Raw genomic sequence first — 16,810 nt, 5'->3', positions numbered from 1 at the left:
CAAGGCTAAAAACATTCGCGCGACTGGCGCGTCCCATCGATGACGCCGCTGCACTGGCGCTTGGGCTCCGGCGGCGCCTTGGCCACGCGCACGGGACGCGGCGCCACGGCCGGCACGGGCGCGGCGGCGGGAGCAGGCTCGGCTTCATGCGGTCCGCCCAGCAGGGTCAGCTTGGTGGCACCCGCCGTCACGCCCGGCTGCGGGTCGACCTGGTTGCGCAGCACCAGCGACAGGCTGCCCACGCTGCGCGCCAGATCCAGGTTTTCCGCCTGTTCCGGCGTCACTTCCAGGGTCACGGCATTGACCACGCGCGGCTTGGTCTCGTCGCGTCCCACTTCCTGCGCCACGGCCAGCACGAGGATGCGTTCGAGCACGATCTTGGAAATGTTGCGGCTTTGCGGAAACGCGCGGTCGCCGGCATCCTGCTGGGTACTGACGATGATGTCGACATAATTGCCCGGCAAGGCGAAGCCGGCCACGCCGATCACGTCGTTGACGCGCACGGTGATGGCGCGCCGCCCTTCCGTTATCAGGGCCGACAGGCCGCCCAACGTCCCCACGGGCGCCAGCTTGGCTTCGCTCAGCGGCTCGCCGCGCAGCACGCTGGTTTTCAGCACCCGTCCCGCCAGTTTCGCCGGGTCTTGCAGCGCCCCTTGCGGCAAGCTTTCCGCCGGCCATTCGGCCAGGCGCAGCATCTCTGGCGTCAGGCGCTGGCCCAGGTTGACATCGCTGGAGGCGACGACGATCTTGCCCTTGCCGGCCGGCGTCTGGCGCAGCAGCCAGTGCGAGGCCAGCAGCACGGCCAGCAGACCCAGCACCACGGCCAGGCCCATCATCAGCAGGGCGCGCCGGTTTTTCATGCGATGCGCTCGCACAGGCTGGCGGCCGGCATGTCGCAACTGGCAAACAGGCTGCTCCAGGCCTGCTCCAGGGCGCCCACCGTCAGGCGCGCCTCGCTGCCGGCAAAGCCGGCGAAGTCGCCTATGCGCGCCAGCAATTCCTGCGGATAGCTGGCCAGCAGGGGCCGTCCCTGCGCGCCATGCAGCTGCAGCAGATGGTTCAGGGCCAGCTCGTCGATGGTCATGCCGGCCAGGCGGCATTGCTGGCGGAACAGGGCGCGATAGGCGTTCTCGGCCAGCGGCCCCACCTGCACCTTGTAGCCGATGCGGCGCAGCAAGGCAGGATCGAACAGCTCGCCCGGCGGCACATTCGTGGCCAGCACGAGGGCGTTATCGAAGGGCACGCTGATCTGCACGCCGCCGGGCAGGCCCAGCTGATCGCTGCCCCGTGCCAGCGGCTGCATCAGCCGCGTCAGCAGTTCTTGCGCGCCCAGGCGCTGGCGGCCCAGGTCGTCGATGATCAGCATGCCATTGTTGGCCCGCACATGGGGCGGCGCCTGGTAGCAGCCGCCGCTGGCGTCAAGGCGCAGCTCCAGCGTGCCGGCGTCGAGCTCGGCGCCCACGTGGATCACGGGACGCTGGCACAGCACCCAGCGGATATCCGTGCTGCGCCGCTCCAGCGCCTGGCGCGCATGGCTGACGTGCTGCGGCGCGGGCGGCAGGTGCTGGGCCGGATCGTACAACTGGATGATGTCGTGGCCGACGACGATGGCGTAGGGCACGGCGACCAGCCCGTGCAGCAATTGCCCCAGCTGCAGCGCCAGGGTCGACTTGCCGCTGCCGGGCGGACCGTACAGCAGCAGCGAGCGCCCCGAATGCAGGGCCGCGCCCACCACGTCGAGCATGCCCGGCCCCGCATGGGCACCGCCCAGCACGGCGGCCAGGTCATCGCTGCCGACACGCTGTTCCTGTGCCAGCCACGACTGGCGCGCCACCATGGCGCGGTACGCTTCCAGGGTGACGGGAGCGGCGCCGATATACGCGCAGCGTTCGAGAAAAGCGCTGGCGCGCTGCTTGCCGGCGCCCGTCAGCTGGTACTGCACGTCGATGTCGGATTCGCCGCGCCAGGCCACTTCGGCCATCTGCTCCGTCACCATGAAATCGAGCACTTCGCGCAAGACATTGATCGACAGGCGCAAGCGCGTCGTCAGCGCGGACAGATGCGTCTTGCCGCCCACAAACATCAGCTTGGCAATCAGTTCGACGACCAGCGGCCGCTCCAGCCCCGTTTCACGCAAGCTCTTCGGCTGCGGCGGCAAGGGCGGCATCAGGTTCGCGTCGGCGGGGCGCGGAACGCTGTCGGTGCTCATGGAATAGTCGACCTCGGTCATGCTGCGTCTCCTAGCCGGTTAAGACTGCTTTGAACAGAATTCATTCTAGCGAGCGGGCACTGGCGCCCATTGATTCAGAGCAATGAATGCCAATCAGAAATAATGCTGCCCTTGCACCACCAGGCAGCCCAGGGCAATGGCCAGTCCGTACGGCATGTTGCCCACGCTGGCATGGCTGCCCAGTGCGGTCGGCGCCAGGGGAATGCCGGCCATGCGCGCGATCATCGGCCACAGCAGCTGGCGCAGATTGCCGAGGCAGGCGCGCCACTTGCCCTGGTACGTGATCATCAGCACGGCCATCAGGCCGCCCAGGACAAACGTGGCGAAACAGATCTGCAGCACGGGCCAGGGACCGGCAAAGGTGCCCACCATGGCGATCAGCTTGACGTCGCCGGCGGCCATGCCGCGCAGCACATACAGAGGCAGGAACAGGAAGAAGCCCGTCGCCATGCCGCCCAGCACCAGCTGCGGCACGCGGTGTGGCCACAACCACAAATGCAGCGCCAGCGCGGCGAGCATGCCGGCCAGCACCAGCCAATTCGGAATCTTGCGTTGGATCAGATCACTGACGGCGGCCCCCGTCACGAAGCACAGCAACAGCAGGTCGCACAAGGCAGTTGCAGGCATGGCACACCTCCCGAAAAAACCCGCTGCCGGCCGGCCAGCAGCGGGCACCCGCTTAGGGCGTCAACACCAGGTTCGACGAGATGTCGGTGAGGACGGCCAGCAAGTTGGTCTTGATCAGCAAGAATCCGGCCGTGATGGCGGTGGCCATCAAGGCCGCAATCAGGCCGTATTCGATTGCCGTAATGCCATCCTCATCCTTGACAAACTGCTGTACTGCCGACAGGAAGGTATGCATGACAAGCTCCCAAAAGTGAATCACAAGTCCCTGGCGCAATCGGGTGTGAAACATTGCCCTTTCCTGCTAATATGTTTCCTGCCGTAAATTTCTGCGCCATTGCATTGACTATAAAGCGTCCACGTTTTGGCAAATTGACGCGCCACAAGTTTCCATATGGAAATTATCAAACCTTGTCGACATGGCGGCTGGCGCAAACAAATGTTGCGATCCGGATTGAAAGCCTTCGTCAGGGCAAGTTTTTTGCAATGTAGTGCATGAATCTCATGTATTTACATGAAATATTGCATACGTTAATTGCCTATTAGGCAAAAAGACATTATCCTGCTTAGCTCTTCTTTGGAAAGGCCTCTCGCCCGGCGGTACAGAGCGTCATGCCACCAAATAAATCTTGGCTTCTTGTAGACGGACGCGAACATGCTCTTGCTTGATGCAATGCTGGTATGACGACACTTGTGTGACTACTTTCCAGAGAACGACAATGGATTCCCTACTGAAACACATGGTGGACATGACCGGGCACCGCGACCACACGATGCTCGACATTTCCGTGATCTCGGCAGTGCAGGAACTCGCTGCCGCGTCGCAGACCCGTGTGCTGGCCCTGACCACCGTGCGTGGCCAGGTGTTCGTGCGGTCGCGGGCCATCATCGTGGCGGGCAGCGTGGCCCGCATGGAAGAGCATACCGACCCAACCCTGCCAGGCGAACCGCTGTCCGACTACCCGGCCCTGGCCGCCTGCATCAAGCGCCATGAAGCGAGCGCCGACACCCTGTGCGCCGACGGCCGCCACCTGCTGTGGCTGCCCATCTGGATCGGCGACCAGGTCACCACCTGCCTGGAAATCACCAACCCCACGCCCTACACGGGCGCCACCATCCAGGTGATCGGCGGCATCGTCAGCGTGTACCGCAATTTCCAGAACCTGCTCGACTACAGCGAACGCGATTCGCTCACCGGCCTGTTGAACCGCAAGACCTTTGACGACCAGCTGGCGAAAATCCTGCACAGCCGCGGCGAACCGGAAGCGGACAAGCCGCGTCCCGTCGATGAAGAGCGGCGCCACCATACGGACACGGAACGGCAATGGCTGGCCGTGATCGACGTCGATCATTTTAAACTGGTCAACGATAAGTTTGGCCACCTGTATGGCGATGAAGTGCTGATCCTGATCGCCAACCAGCTGCAATCGTCGTTCCGCTCGCAAGACCGCATCTTCCGCTTCGGCGGCGAGGAATTCGTCGTGCTGCTGCGCTCGATCACCCTGGAAAATGCGCAGAAAATCATCGACCGCTTCCGCACCAATGTCGAGGCGCACGACTTCCCGCAAGTGGGCAAAGTCACCGTCAGCGTGGGCTTCGTCAGCATCAACGCCTACGAGGCGCCCGTCATCATCCTCGGCCGCGCCGACCAGGCCTTGTATTACGCCAAGAGCCATGGCCGCAACCTGGCTTGCCATTACGACGAGCTGGTAGCGAAAGGTTTGTTAACGACCATTGCCTCGAACGATACGGCGGAATTTTTCTGATCACCTGACAAAACGTCCATCGCGGCGTTGCCGGCGCTCGCCGTACTCGTCGTACTGTCTTCGCGCCAGCGCCTTGCCCTGAACGTTTTTCAGGCGCTCTTTTTCAAAGAACACACACCGTTCATGCATCCGCCAGCGAGATAAAACGCATGGGATCGACCTGCCACTTGGCCGCCGACTCATGGCCGACGATCTTGTCGGCGCCGCCAAAACCGAAGCCGCGCGACAGGTCGACCGTCTCGGGCTTGATGTAGGTCTTGCTCTTCGTACTGAAAAACACATTCACTTTCGGCGCCAGCAGATTGCTTTCGTGCGCTTCGACGACGACGGCCAGGCGGCCCGATTCCAGCATCACCATGGTGCCCACCGGATAGATGCCCACGCAGCGCATGAAATCCTGCGCGAACACGGGGTTGAAATGGAATTTGCTCCACTCGTAAATCTTGCGCAGGGCTTCGGCGGCGGGAATGCCCTTGTGATAGCTGCGGTCCGACGTCAGCGCGTCGTACACGTCGACGATGGCGGCCATCTGCGCCAGCTCGCTGATGGCGTCGCCGGCCAGCTGGTCCGGATAGCCGCTGCCGTCGCGCCGCTCGTGGTGATGCAAGGCGATGTCGAGCGGAATGGCGCCCAGGTCGGGCGACTGCAGCAGGATCTCGTAGCCATCGCGCGGATGGCGCTTGATCAGGGCAAATTCCTCGGACGTGAGGGGACCGGGCTTGTTCAGCACGCTGTCGGGCACCAGCGCCTTGCCCGTGTCGTGCAGCAGGCCACCGAGGCCCGCCTGGTGCGTGGTGGCCGCATCGATGCCGCGCGAGCGGCAAAACGCCACCAGCAGCGCGCACACGCTGACGGAATGCAAAAAGGTGTAGTCATCCTTGGTCTTGATGCGCAACAAGCCGACGAGGGCACCGGGATTGCGCAGGATCGATTCGGTAATATCTTGCACCGTGTGCTGCACGCGGTCGAGCTCGACCGCCTTGCCCAGGCGCACGTCGGCCATCACCGTGCGTACCAGGCTCGCCGCCTGGCGCCGCACCTGCGCGGCGCGCGCCAGTTCCATGCCCAACGACACGCGCGTGACCACCTGCGGCGCCGCGGCGATCTGCACCAGTTCGCGCTCGGTCTCGGCGCGCGCCTGCGCCACGGTGGGCGCATCCTGCACGTCGAGGCCCTTGCCGCTGTCGATCACCACGTCGTGGATGCCGGCCTGCACGATCTTGCGGATTTCATCGTCGCTGCGCAACAGAAAACGGTTGCGCACGAACGGATGCGTCATCCAGTCACAACTGAGGTCATGAATGTACATGCCCACTTTTAATTGAGACGAATCAACTTTCTTGAGCATGCTGTCATCCCACAAATACGCGGCTGGAGCACCGAAGGCGCTAGAATGAGTATAACAAAATTGTTATTCTGCTGGCCGCGTTCGGCGCTGCGGCGCAACACCCTGTTTTTTCCGCTCACCGCACCGCTATTGGGACCCATGGAACTGCGCCAATTACGCTACTTTGTCGCCATCGTCGACCACGGCTCGCTGTCGCGCGCGGCCCTGATCCTGCACGTGGCGCAGCCGGCCCTGACGCAGCAGCTGCGCCAGCTGGAAGAGGAACTGGGCGTGCAGCTGCTGCACCGCTCGGCCCAGGGCGTGCTCAGCACGGATGCGGGCAAGGTGTTTTACGAACATGCGCAGGCGATCCTGAAACAGGTGGCGGACGCCCGCTCGGCCGTTACGCAAAGCGCCACGCGGCCGTCCGGCAATGTCACCCTGGGCTTGCCGCACAGTATCTCCGGCGCCCTGGCCCTGCCCCTGCTGCTGGCCGCGCGCGAACGCTATCCCGAGATCACCCTGCAACTGACGGAAGAAATCACGGGCAACCTCAATGCACAGCTCAAATCGGGCCGCATCAATCTGGCCGTGCTGTTCGACGATGGTCAGCTGACGCCGTTTTCCTGCTGCCCCCTGGTGGAGGAAGAAATGCGTTTTATCTGCCGCAGCGATTCGCCGTTCGCGCCCCCGGGCACGGCGCTGTCATTCGCGCAGGCATTGAGCGCCACCCTGATCCTGCCGGGCCTGCAGCATGGCGTGCGCCCCCGCATCGACAGCCGCGCCCGCGAACTGGCACTGGAGACGGCGAACGTGATTGAGATCAACTCGATCGCCATCCTGAAATCGGCCATCCTGGCCGGCATGGGCGCCACCATCCTGCCGGCCGCGCCCCTGCTGGCCGAACTGGACAGCGGCGCCATGCGCAGCTACGCCATCCACAGCCCCGTGCTGTCGCGCACGGTGGCCCTGTGCGCCTCGAAAAACATTCCCCTCACCAATGCAGGCAACGCCGTGAAAAACCTCGTGCTGCAAGTGGCCGCCGAACTGTGCGGCAGCGGACGCTGGGTGGGGGCGCACGTGCTGTAGCGTGAATTATTTTTCCAACAATAATTTCTCAAAAGAAATAAAATGATGGTCTTATTCATTTCACCATCGTCATCATGTTCTTGCTTACCACTTCCTTGCGCCGTCTGGCGGCAAGCGCCGTCCTGCTGCTACTGATGCAGGGCGCTCAAGCCGCGCGCCCTCAATCCGAATTTCCCTTGCGCGAGGTGCTGCTCAGCGATGTTGCGCAGCCCATCGAAAGAAAAGAAATCGAGGTGGTGGTATTTATTGCGCCGGAAAGTTGTACGCCCAAGACCCATGAAAGTACCTGGGGTACCATCGTCTCGTCGGACAACACCTCCCTGTTCAAAAGCTGGGCTTGCCGTGCCTATGTCGACGCTGCCAAGGATCCGAAAGAAGAATTCGCCTTCGTCCCCATGCCACCCGCGTTCAAGCGACCATCCATCCTCGACACCGTGCAGGGACTGCCTGCCAGCACGACGGGGCGGCGCTACGTGGCGTTGATCGACTGGAAATATGCCGATACCACGCTAGGAAAATGTAATAGCTATGGCTGCCATTCCTCCCTCATCATGCTCATTGAAGCGGTGGTATATGACCGAGTGGCGGGTAAAACCATCTGGCATTCCATAGAAACGACGCGTGCCACCATGAAGGACCTTCACTACGATGCAAAAGAGGCCAGATCCATGGGGCCACTTAACGTCTCTATTGCGCTGAATGGGATCATGGGGCACAAAGCCCAGCACGAAGCAGAGGAACAAGGCATGCGCCGCACGACCGCCCTGGAGCCGTCAAATGCGCCTGGGCAAGCGGGCACGGTACTCAACAGAAAAGCCAATCTGATCCTCTTTAACCGCATGCCGCAAGAAACGGTAGATAGCGAGAAATTCGAAGATGGCAGCACCTTCTACACTATCGAGACCAGCCATCTGCAGGGCAGCGCGAAAAAAAACCTCTACTATCATGATTCCAGGACACATGTGGCGCTGGAGCTGGCACCGGGCACATACGAGCTCGCCTTCTACAAAAAGCGCACGACCGTCAATATCAAGGAAAATGGTCCTCCCGTATACCTGAGCGTTGATACAGGTTTCATGAGTAGTCTCAGCGTCAATGAGCTTAGCCCCCAAAAAGCCCTGGAACTGACGCAAGACTCGCTCAATGCCCTGCTGCCCGAGTTGACGCCCGTCGCCTATCCCTTGCGCGCGCGCAAGCTGCAATGGACGCAGCCCTAAGCGGGCACGGCAGACATGGCCTGTCTTGCGGCGCGAGGCAGGCCATCATTTTTTCTTATACCCCCATCGTCAAAGCGTATTTGCCCCTTCCTCACGGTCGTTCTACACTGACCACATTAACTATTTTAAATTTAAACTAGTTATGTGCCGCCCACACGCGGCCATCCCGTCTGCACAGCGCGCGCCTTACCGGGCGCGTCCCTGGTACAGCCGATATCTGAAACACCCTTTTGGAGACAGCCATGTCCGTGACCACGGAAAACGGCTCCGCAGCGTTCGCTAGAAACGCCGGTGCCGCGCCATCTACGCCCCCCGACACATCCCGTTTGACCACCGTCAGCCTCGACGACAAATACACGGCCACATCCGGCGCCATCTTTCTGTCCGGCATCCAGGCCCTCGTGCGCCTGCCCATGATGCAGCGCTTGCGCGACCAGGCTGCCGGCCTGAACACGGCCGGTTTCATTTCCGGCTACCGCGGCTCACCGCTGGGCGGCCTCGACGAAAACCTGTGGAAAGCGAAAAAGCAGCTGGAAGCGCACCACGTGCAGTTCGTGCCCGGCGTCAACGAAGACTTGGCGGCCACGGCCGTCTGGGGTTCGCAGCAGGTCGACCTGATCGGCCCGGCCAAGTACGACGGCGTGTTCGCCATGTGGTACGGCAAGGGTCCGGGCGTGGACCGCTGCGGCGATGTCTTCAAGCACATGAACCATGCGGGCACATCCAAACTGGGCGGCGTGCTGCTGGTGGCCGGCGACGACCATGGCGCATACTCATCGACCCTGCCGCACCAGTCCGACCATTTGTTCTCCGCCTCGATGATCCCCGTCCTGTATCCATGCAATGTGCAGGAATACCTGGACCTGGGCATCCACGGCTGGGCCATGTCGCGCTTTTCCGGCTGCACGGTGGCCTTCAAGGCCCTGGCCGACACGGTCGAATCGTCGGCCTCCATCGACGCCGACCCGTTCCGCGTGGAAGTCAAGATTCCGCAGGACTTCGTCATGCCCGAAGGCGGCCTGAACGCGCGCCTGTCGAGCATCCCGCTGGGCCAGCAGGCGCGCAACCAGGAAGCGCTGATGCAGGATTACAAGATCTATGCGGCGCTGGCCTATGCGCGCGAAAACAAGCTCAACCATACGACCATCGACAGTCCGAACGCCAAGCTGGGCATCATCGCCTCCGGCAAATCCTACCTGGACGTGCTCGAAGCGCTGGAAGAGCTGGGCATCGACGAACAGATGGCGGCCGACGTGGGCATGCGCCTGTTCAAGGTAGCCATGCCGTGGCCGCTGGAACCGGACAGCGTGCGCGAGTTTGCGCAAGGTCTCGATGAAATTCTCGTGGTCGAAGAGAAGCGGCAGATCGTCGAATACCAGCTCAAGGAACAGCTGTACAACTGGCGCGACGACGTGCGCCCGCGTGTCATCGGCAAGTTCGACGAAAAAGGCGAATGGGTGGCGCCGCGCGGCGAATGGCTGCTGACCTCGAAGGCGGATTTTTCCGTCTCGCAAGTGGCGCGTGTCATCGCCAGCCGCATCGCGCGCCTGATTTCCGATCCCGTCACCTGCGACCTGATCAAGGCGAGACTCAGCTTCCTCGACGCCAAGGATGCGGTATTGAAAAAGGCCGTGAATACGCCGTTCCGCCCCGCGTTCTACTGCTCCGGCTGCCCGCACAATACCTCGACCAAGGTGCCGGACGGCAGCCTGGCGCTGGCCGGCATCGGCTGCCACGTGATGGCCACGTCGATTTACCCGGAGATGAACAAGCTGACCACGCACATGGGCGGCGAAGGCGCGCCGTGGATCGGCCAGGCCGCGTTCTCGCAATTGCCGCACGTGTTCCAGAACCTCGGTGACGGCACCTACTTTCATTCGGGCTACCTGGCCATCCGCGCCGCCCAGGCGGCCAAGGTCAACATCACCTACAAGATTCTGTACAACGACGCCGTCGCCATGACGGGCGGCCAGCCCGTGGACGGCCTCATCACCGTACCGATGATGGCGCAGCAGGTGGCGGCCGAAGGCATCGCCCGCATCGCGCTGGTCACGGAGGATTTGAGCCGCTACAGCGACCGCAGCAACCTGCCCGCCCACCTCACCTTGCACGACCGCAAGGACATGGATGCCGTGCAGCGCGAATTGCGCGAGGTACCAGGCGTGTCCGTGCTGATCTACGACCAGACCTGTGCCGCCGAAAAACGCCGGCGCCGTAAAAAAGGAGAGTATCCCGATTTGCCCAAGCGCATGGTCATCAACGACGCCGTCTGCGAAGGCTGCGGTGACTGCGGCGTGCAGTCGAACTGCGTGTCGATCTTGCCGAAGGAAACAGAATTTGGCCGCAAGCGCACCATCGACCAATCCTCGTGCAACAAGGATTACTCATGCGCCAAGGGTTTCTGCCCCAGCTTCGTCACCGTCGAAGGCGGCAGCCTGAAAAAAACCAAGACGGGCGCCGGTAAAGCAGGCGAGACGGACAACTTCGGTCCGCTGCCGGAACCTGTATTACCCGATTGCGACGCGCCGTACAACATCCTCATCAACGGCATCGGCGGCACGGGCGTCATCACCGTGGGCGCGCTGATGGGCATGGCGGCCCACCTGGAAGGCAAGGGCGCGTCCGTGCTGGACATGACGGGCATGTCGCAAAAGAACGGATCCGTCACCTCGCACGTGAAGATCGCCAAGTCCCCGGCGCACATCCGCGCGCAGCGCATCGCCACGGGCGAAGCGGACCTGATCCTGGGCTGCGACATGCTGACGGCCGGCGCGCAGGATGCCGTGTCGAAAATGCGTCCTGGCCGCAGCCTGGCCGTCGTCAACCTGCACGAGCAACCGCCGGGCACGTTTGCGCAAAATGCGGACTGGCAATATCCAGCGGCGGAAGTGCGCCAGCTGATCGAGGAATCCGTGGGCGGCGCGGACGCGGCCGACTTCATCGACGCGACGAAATTGGCCACCGCGCTGATGGGCGACTCGATCGCCGCCAACCTGTTCATGCTCGGCTACGCCTGGCAAAAGGGCCGCATCCCCCTGACGGAAGCGGCCCTGCTGCGCGCCATCGAACTCAATGGCGTGGGGATCGAATCGAACAAGAAAAGCTTTTTGTGGGGCCGCCGCGCCGCCGTCGACGTGCGCCGTGTCACGCAAATCGCCACGCCGGCGCAAGCGATCATCGTGCAAATGCCGCAAAGCCTCGATAGCGTCATCAAAAAGCGCGTGGAATTCCTCACTGCGTATCAAAACGCCGCGTATGCGGATGGTTATGCCACCTTGGTGGAGCAGGTGCGCGACCGCGAAAACACCCTCGGGCTGGGCCAGAAGCTGTCGACGGCCGTCGCCAGGAGCTATTTCAAGTTGCTGGCCTACAAGGACGAGTATGAAGTGGCGCGTTTGTACACGGATGGCCGTTTCGTCGAGCAGTTGCAGCAGCAGTTCGAGGGTAATTTCTCCGTGAAATTCAACCTGGCGCCGCCGCTGTTTGCCAAGAAAGATGCGAAGGGGCATCTGGTGAAAGCGGAGTTCGGTTCCTGGATGTGGCGCGCCTTCCAGCTGCTGGCGAAAGCCAAGGGGCTGCGCGGCGGCACCTTCGACGTCTTCGGTTATACGGCCGAGCGCAAGATGGAACGCGCGCTGATCGTCGAATACCGCGAACTGCTGGCCGGACTGCTGGTGAACCTGACGGCGGACAACCTTGGTACCTGTGTGGAACTGGCATCCTTGCCCGAGAAAATCCGCGGCTTCGGCCACGTCAAGGAAGCGGCCGTCGATACTTACCGCAAGGACAAGGCGAGGTTGCTGGCCGTGCTGGCGGATGGAAGCAAGCACGCGGCATAAAAGACAACGCAGAGCCTCGGCTCTGCGTTTTTTTATTCCGGACAGCGCCCCACGGTCGCCCCCGGCAACAGCACCGGTTGCCAGATTTCCTGCAGCCGTTCCGGCGGCGTGCCGGCCAGCAGGGATTGCAGCATTTCCACCATTTTGGCGCCGGCGCGGCGCAGGTCGGGCTGGTCGATGGTGGTGACGTTGATGCCGATCAAAGTATCTTCCACATTGCCCCAGACGATGACGGAGATCTCCTTGCCGATCTCGATGCCCGCATCCATCAGCGCGCGCACCACGCCCACGCCGGACAGGTGGTTGTCGACGATGACGGCCGTGGGACGGGGCGAGCAGGCCAGCAATTGCTGCATGGCCTGGTAACCGCTGCGGCGATCAAAAGTATTGTCGAGCAGATAGGTGGGATCGACCGGCAGGCCCGCTTGTGCCATGCAGCGGATAAAGCTTTCCTTGCGCTCGTAAGCAAAGTGCAAGTCCAGCGGCGCGCTCAGCAGGGCGATGCGCTGGTGGCCATGCGCCGCCAGGAAAGACACGGCCAGGTCGATGCCCGTATCGTTGTCGTAATCAAAATACGCGTAGGGCGCGTCGATGCGCGTGCGGCCGTTCGCGACAAAGGGAAAGCCGACTTTCGTCAAATACGCGATGCGTTCGTCGACCACCTTGGTGCGGCCCACCACGAGGCCATCGACCTGGCGCCCGCGCACCATGTTTTCATATGACGGCTGTTCGTTCTGCGGCGACACGGGAGCGATGATCAGGCTCATCTTCGACGCTTCGACGGCGTCGGACATGCCATTGACCACGGAAAGAAAAACGCTGTCGCCCAGGTCGCTGGGCAGCAAGGGATAGATCATGCCGAGCACATTCGTGCGGCCGACGGCCAGGCTGCGCGCCAGGGGGTTGGGCCGGTAGCCGACTTTCTTGGCGGCGGCCAGGACGATTTCACGGGTGCGGGAATTGACTTCCGGATAGCCGTTCAACGCCCTGCTGACTGTCGTTTTCGACATGCCGAGGGCAATTGCGAGGCTCTTGAGATTCATGTTAACTACCTGTCTGTATGGCAAAAGAAACCAACTCTGACCGTCCATTATAGCCCAGAGCGCCAAACAGGCGGCACATGACCGTGCGCCAACATGGTAGAAAAACAACAACTTATTGGATTTTTAAAAATTGTCTTTTGAAAAACAAGCGTGTTTGCCGAGTCAGCAACATGGCATGATGAATGGCACGAAAACAAATGCTGTTATCGATAGCGTGTACTTACTTTACTCTCTATCGCGCCACGTGCAGCATGCCGCTTCGGCACGGCATAGCGCGCACGATAAGATTATCAAGAAAACATAATTCACTGGAACTGTGCGAGAATTTATCCTACTCTTGACTAAGGTAAAGATTGCCTGCAGACATGCCGCAGCCCCTGGCCTGCATTCTTCCTCTTGTGTACACGCCTGGGCATACTTTCAAAGGTGAACAATGTGGTATCGCTAACGTCCGTCAACAATCTGCAAGCTTCGCTGGCCACGGCGCAGCGCCGGGTCGAACAAGGCCAGAACCAGGTACAGCGCGACAGCGAACAGCTGGCACAAAGCCGCCAGTTGCTGGCGCGGGAACAGGAATCGCTGAGCCAGACGCAGCGCAGCAGCCAGCAAGCGCAGGCCGATGCCCCGGCCGCCATCAAGGCGCCGCAGCTGGACCAGGCGATCAAGGTGGCCGTGCCGCAGCAAGCCATCCCGGCCGCGCCGAAAAGCACGCCCCAGCTGAACGGCTATGGCCAGACCCTGGGCCGCCTGATCGACGTGACGGCTTGAGCCAGCTTACTTCGCCATCTCCTCTTCCAGCATCGCCAGCCACCACTTTTCCCCCTTCTTCGGCTGCGCCAGGTCGACCGCCTCGCCCATCTGCGGCGTGGCCAGGTTGACGCCCTGCCTGGCCGCCAGTCCCGTGATGCGGTCGAACGGTTCGTGCCAGGCGTGCAGGCCCAGGTCGAAGGTGCCGTTATGCACGGGCATGAGCCACTTGCCGCGCAAGTCCAGGTGCGCTTGCAGGGTTTCCTCCGGCTGCATGTGCACGTCCGGCCACAGCTTGTCGTAGGCGCCCGTCTCGATCATGGTCACGTCGAACGGGCCGTACTTGTCGCCGATCTGCTTGAAACCGTCGAAATAGCCGGAGTCGCCGCTGAAAAACACGCGCACGTCCGGCGCGTCGATGACCCACGACGCCCACAGGGTTTGATTGCTGTCAAACAAGCCCCGCCCCGAGAAATGCTGCGATGGCGTCGCCACCAGCTTCACGCCCGCAATCGTCGTCCCCTGCCACCAGTCGAACTGCTGCACCTTGTCCTTCGGCACGCCCCATTCGACGAGGGTGTCGCCCACGCCCAGCGGCGCGACGAAGTGTTCGGTCTTGGCGGCCAGTTGCAGCACGGCGGCATGGTCGAGGTGGTCGTAATGGTTATGCGACAGGATGATGGCCTTGATCGGCGGCAAGTCGGCGATGCTGATGGGCGGCTGGTGGAAACGTTTGGGTCCCGCCCACTGCACCGGTGAGGCGCGCTCGGAAAACACGGGGTCGGTGAGGAAGAATTCGTTATTCAGTTTCAGCAACAGGGTCGAATGGCCGAGGCGAAACAGGCTGTTGTCCGGCGCGGCCAGCAGTTGCGCCCGGGTCAGCGCTTGCACGGGCACAGCCGCAGCCGGTACCGTGCTGTCGGGCTTATCAAAGAGAAATGTCCACATCAGCTTGAGCGTTGCCGCCGTGCCCAGCTTGTGCATTTGCACGGGATTGCGGAACTTGCCTTCGAGGCGTTGCGGTGATTCGGTCGGCGCGACGGGCGCGGCGCGCAAGGTGCAAGAACTCATGATGATCAGAACTCCCAAGAATAAGATGCGGTACATATGCAGCCCGGTCAATAAAATACAAGGATTAAATTACACTACACAGTGTAGTTCCTATTTCTGGCAAAGTAAACCAGGAGGTGTAAAATATTGTTTTCAAAGGAGATTTTCAGCCATGGCCGCACCGCAACGCCTCACCGACCGCAAGCGCGTCGCCATCGTCGATGCCGCCATCGCCGAGTTCCGCGAGCACGGTTTCGATGCGACCAGCATGGACAAGATCGCCGCCACGGCCGCCGTGTCCAAGCGCACCGTGTACAACCATTTCCCCAGCAAGGACGAGCTGTTCGCGGAAATCCTGCAGCGCATGTGGGAAAGCAGCATGGCCCAGCCCGCCGTGCCCTATGTGGCCGACCAGCCGCTGCGCCCGCAAGTGCTGGCCCTGGTCGAGCAGAAGATGGCCTTGCTGTGCGATCCGGCCTTCATCGACCTGGCGCGCGTGATCTTTGGCGAAACCATCCACTCGCCCGAGCGCGCGCAAGCGATGGTGGCGCGCCTGAATGAAAAGGAAACGGGCCTGAATATCTGGATCCGCGCGGCGCAGCAAGACGGACGCATCAAGGCGGGCGAGACGCTGGAAGTGGGACACCTGCTGATGGCTCCATTGAAGACCTTTGCCTTCTGGCCACAGATCACCCTCGGTGAACCGCTGCTGAGCCCGGCACGCCAGCGCGAAGTGACGGCACTGGCCGTCGATATCTTCCTGTGCTATTACGGCGTGGCAAAACAGACGGCATAAACGGGCGGCAAGTGGGCAGACAGCGTCTGCCAATGTTCGCCCTCGTCGCCCGAATACCAGGCGCCGCCCGTCGTCGACGCCATCAATAAACTGCGCCCGTCGTCGGCCAGCGCCAGCCCGTGGCGGTAGATGAGGTCGTAGCAATGCTGCTGCGGCAATCCCGCGCGCAACACTTCAAACGTTTTCCCGCCGTCGCGCGTGCGCGTCACGGCCAGCGCGCCGTCGATGGGTATGCGCAGCACGTCCGCCTGCGCCGGCACGAACCAGGCCGTGTCGCCATCGCGCGGATGGACGGCCACGGCAAAGCCGAAATGCGACAGCGGCGCCGTCGTCACTTCCTGCCAGTGCCAGCCCGCGTCAAGCGAGCGCCAGATGCCGTTATGGTGCTGGCACCACAACGCGTCCGGCGTGCCGGCGCTGCGCACGATGCGGTGCGGGTCTTGCACGGCTTCGTTTTCATCGAGTTCGGGCGGCATGTAGTCGGCGCGCATGCCCGTCGCGCTCAAGGCCCAGCTGGCGCCGCCATCGTGCGTTTGCCACACGCCGCCGCAGGACACGCCGACCAGCACGGTATTGCTGTCGCGCGGGTCGACGCAGATGCTGTGGATGCCAGGCACGTCGTAGCCGCCGCCAAACCACTGCGCCCGCTGCGGCACGTCCCACAACGCTTCCACCAGTTGCCAGCTGTCGCCGCGGTCGCTTGAGCGGAACAGGCCGCCAGGCAGGGTGCCCGCCCACAGCACGCCGGGCTGGTCCGCGCCGCCGGCCGCCAGCGACCAGATCTGCCGCAAGGTCCAGTCCAGCGTATCGCTGCTGCCCTCGGGCTTGGCGGGATAGGCGGGCACGGCGACTTCCTGCCACGCGCTGGCGCCCGCGTCGAGGCGGTGCAGCTTGGCGCCGAAGTGACCCAGGTTCAAGGCTGCGTACACGGTACCGTCGCGGCCATCGTGGAGCAGCATGGAGACGGGATCGCCGGCAAACTGCACCAGCGCCAGCTGCCAGGCACCGGCCGCATCGACATCGAACTGGAACAGCCCCTTGCGGGTGCCGAGATACGCGCGTTGCGCCCTGCCTGGTCCCAT

14 protein-coding genes are annotated in these 16,810 nt (G+C 62.5%); 6 read left to right on the top strand and 8 right to left on the bottom strand.

What is annotated here, in order from left to right; translation table 11 throughout:
- Positions 1 to 5: 5 nt before the first annotated feature.
- The 4 genes from cpaB to AC3RCG_RS02470 form a co-directional block, all read right to left on the bottom strand.
- Positions 6 to 860 (bottom strand): Flp pilus assembly protein CpaB, encoded by an 855-nt coding sequence (cpaB, locus tag AC3RCG_RS02485; protein ID WP_070289459.1) that lies wholly within the window; start codon positions 858 to 860, stop codon positions 6 to 8.
- Positions 857 to 2,230, bottom strand: a complete 1,374-nt coding sequence (locus tag AC3RCG_RS02480) for an ATP-binding protein (protein WP_083287654.1) — start codon at positions 2,228 to 2,230, stop codon at positions 857 to 859. The genes cpaB and AC3RCG_RS02480 overlap by 4 nt, the downstream gene beginning before the upstream one ends.
- A gap of 93 nt (positions 2,231 to 2,323) precedes the next feature.
- On the bottom strand, positions 2,324 to 2,857 hold the full coding sequence (locus AC3RCG_RS02475; protein WP_070219065.1) for an A24 family peptidase: 534 nt from the start codon (positions 2,855 to 2,857) through the stop codon (positions 2,324 to 2,326).
- A gap of 52 nt (positions 2,858 to 2,909) precedes the next feature.
- Positions 2,910 to 3,092: a Flp family type IVb pilin gene (locus tag AC3RCG_RS02470; RefSeq protein ID WP_034752975.1), complete on the bottom strand. Its 183-nt coding sequence runs from the start codon at positions 3,090 to 3,092 to the stop codon at positions 2,910 to 2,912.
- A 481-nt stretch (positions 3,093 to 3,573) separates the two neighbouring features.
- On the opposite strand from AC3RCG_RS02470, the gene AC3RCG_RS02465 reads away from it, so the two are divergent.
- A complete protein-coding gene (locus tag AC3RCG_RS02465) occupies positions 3,574 to 4,620 on the top strand; it encodes a GGDEF domain-containing protein (RefSeq protein WP_070219064.1) in 1,047 nt (348 codons plus the stop codon).
- Positions 4,621 to 4,741: 121 nt separating this feature from the next.
- Here AC3RCG_RS02465 and AC3RCG_RS02460 read toward each other — a convergent pair whose 3' ends face one another.
- Positions 4,742 to 5,968: an HD-GYP domain-containing protein gene (locus AC3RCG_RS02460; RefSeq protein ID WP_070219063.1), complete on the bottom strand. Its 1,227-nt coding sequence runs from the start codon at positions 5,966 to 5,968 to the stop codon at positions 4,742 to 4,744.
- A gap of 138 nt (positions 5,969 to 6,106) precedes the next feature.
- On the opposite strand from AC3RCG_RS02460, the gene AC3RCG_RS02455 reads away from it, so the two are divergent.
- From AC3RCG_RS02455 to AC3RCG_RS02445, 3 genes are all read left to right on the top strand, one after another.
- Positions 6,107 to 7,036, top strand: coding sequence for a LysR substrate-binding domain-containing protein (locus AC3RCG_RS02455; RefSeq protein WP_070219121.1), 930 nt, complete (start codon positions 6,107 to 6,109; stop codon positions 7,034 to 7,036).
- A 74-nt stretch (positions 7,037 to 7,110) separates the two neighbouring features.
- Positions 7,111 to 8,253: a hypothetical protein gene (locus AC3RCG_RS02450; RefSeq protein WP_492402389.1), complete on the top strand. Its 1,143-nt coding sequence runs from the start codon at positions 7,111 to 7,113 to the stop codon at positions 8,251 to 8,253.
- 242 nt (positions 8,254 to 8,495) lie between these two features.
- A complete protein-coding gene (locus tag AC3RCG_RS02445; protein WP_492402390.1) occupies positions 8,496 to 12,092 on the top strand; it encodes an indolepyruvate ferredoxin oxidoreductase family protein in 3,597 nt (1,198 codons plus the stop codon).
- 32 nt (positions 12,093 to 12,124) lie between these two features.
- Here AC3RCG_RS02445 and AC3RCG_RS02440 read toward each other — a convergent pair whose 3' ends face one another.
- The gene (locus tag AC3RCG_RS02440) at positions 12,125 to 13,135 is read right to left on the bottom strand and encodes a substrate-binding domain-containing protein (protein ID WP_070219060.1); all 1,011 of its coding nucleotides are present in this window, start codon (positions 13,133 to 13,135) and stop codon (positions 12,125 to 12,127) included.
- Positions 13,136 to 13,570: 435 nt separating this feature from the next.
- Between AC3RCG_RS02440 and AC3RCG_RS02435 the strand changes: the two genes are divergently transcribed.
- Positions 13,571 to 13,903 (top strand): hypothetical protein, encoded by a 333-nt coding sequence (locus tag AC3RCG_RS02435; RefSeq protein WP_492402391.1) that lies wholly within the window; start codon positions 13,571 to 13,573, stop codon positions 13,901 to 13,903.
- 6 nt (positions 13,904 to 13,909) lie between these two features.
- Here the strand turns inward: AC3RCG_RS02435 and AC3RCG_RS02430 are convergent, their stop codons facing one another.
- Positions 13,910 to 14,953 (bottom strand): MBL fold metallo-hydrolase, encoded by a 1,044-nt coding sequence (locus tag AC3RCG_RS02430; protein ID WP_070289517.1) that lies wholly within the window; start codon positions 14,951 to 14,953, stop codon positions 13,910 to 13,912.
- Positions 14,954 to 15,104: 151 nt separating this feature from the next.
- On the opposite strand from AC3RCG_RS02430, the gene AC3RCG_RS02425 reads away from it, so the two are divergent.
- Positions 15,105 to 15,728 (top strand): TetR/AcrR family transcriptional regulator, encoded by a 624-nt coding sequence (locus AC3RCG_RS02425; protein WP_070219059.1) that lies wholly within the window; start codon positions 15,105 to 15,107, stop codon positions 15,726 to 15,728.
- Here the strand turns inward: AC3RCG_RS02425 and AC3RCG_RS02420 are convergent.
- Complete coding sequence (locus AC3RCG_RS02420; protein WP_492402392.1) at positions 15,701 to 16,810, bottom strand: WD40/YVTN/BNR-like repeat-containing protein; 1,110 nt, start codon at positions 16,808 to 16,810, stop codon at positions 15,701 to 15,703. The two genes, AC3RCG_RS02425 and AC3RCG_RS02420, sit on opposite strands and share 28 nt — an antisense overlap.

This window comes from Janthinobacterium sp. GW823-FHT01H08, assembly GCF_058797855.1.
The sequence above is the reverse complement of the archived record's forward strand: the minus strand, read 5'-3'. Positions and strand labels throughout refer to the sequence as shown.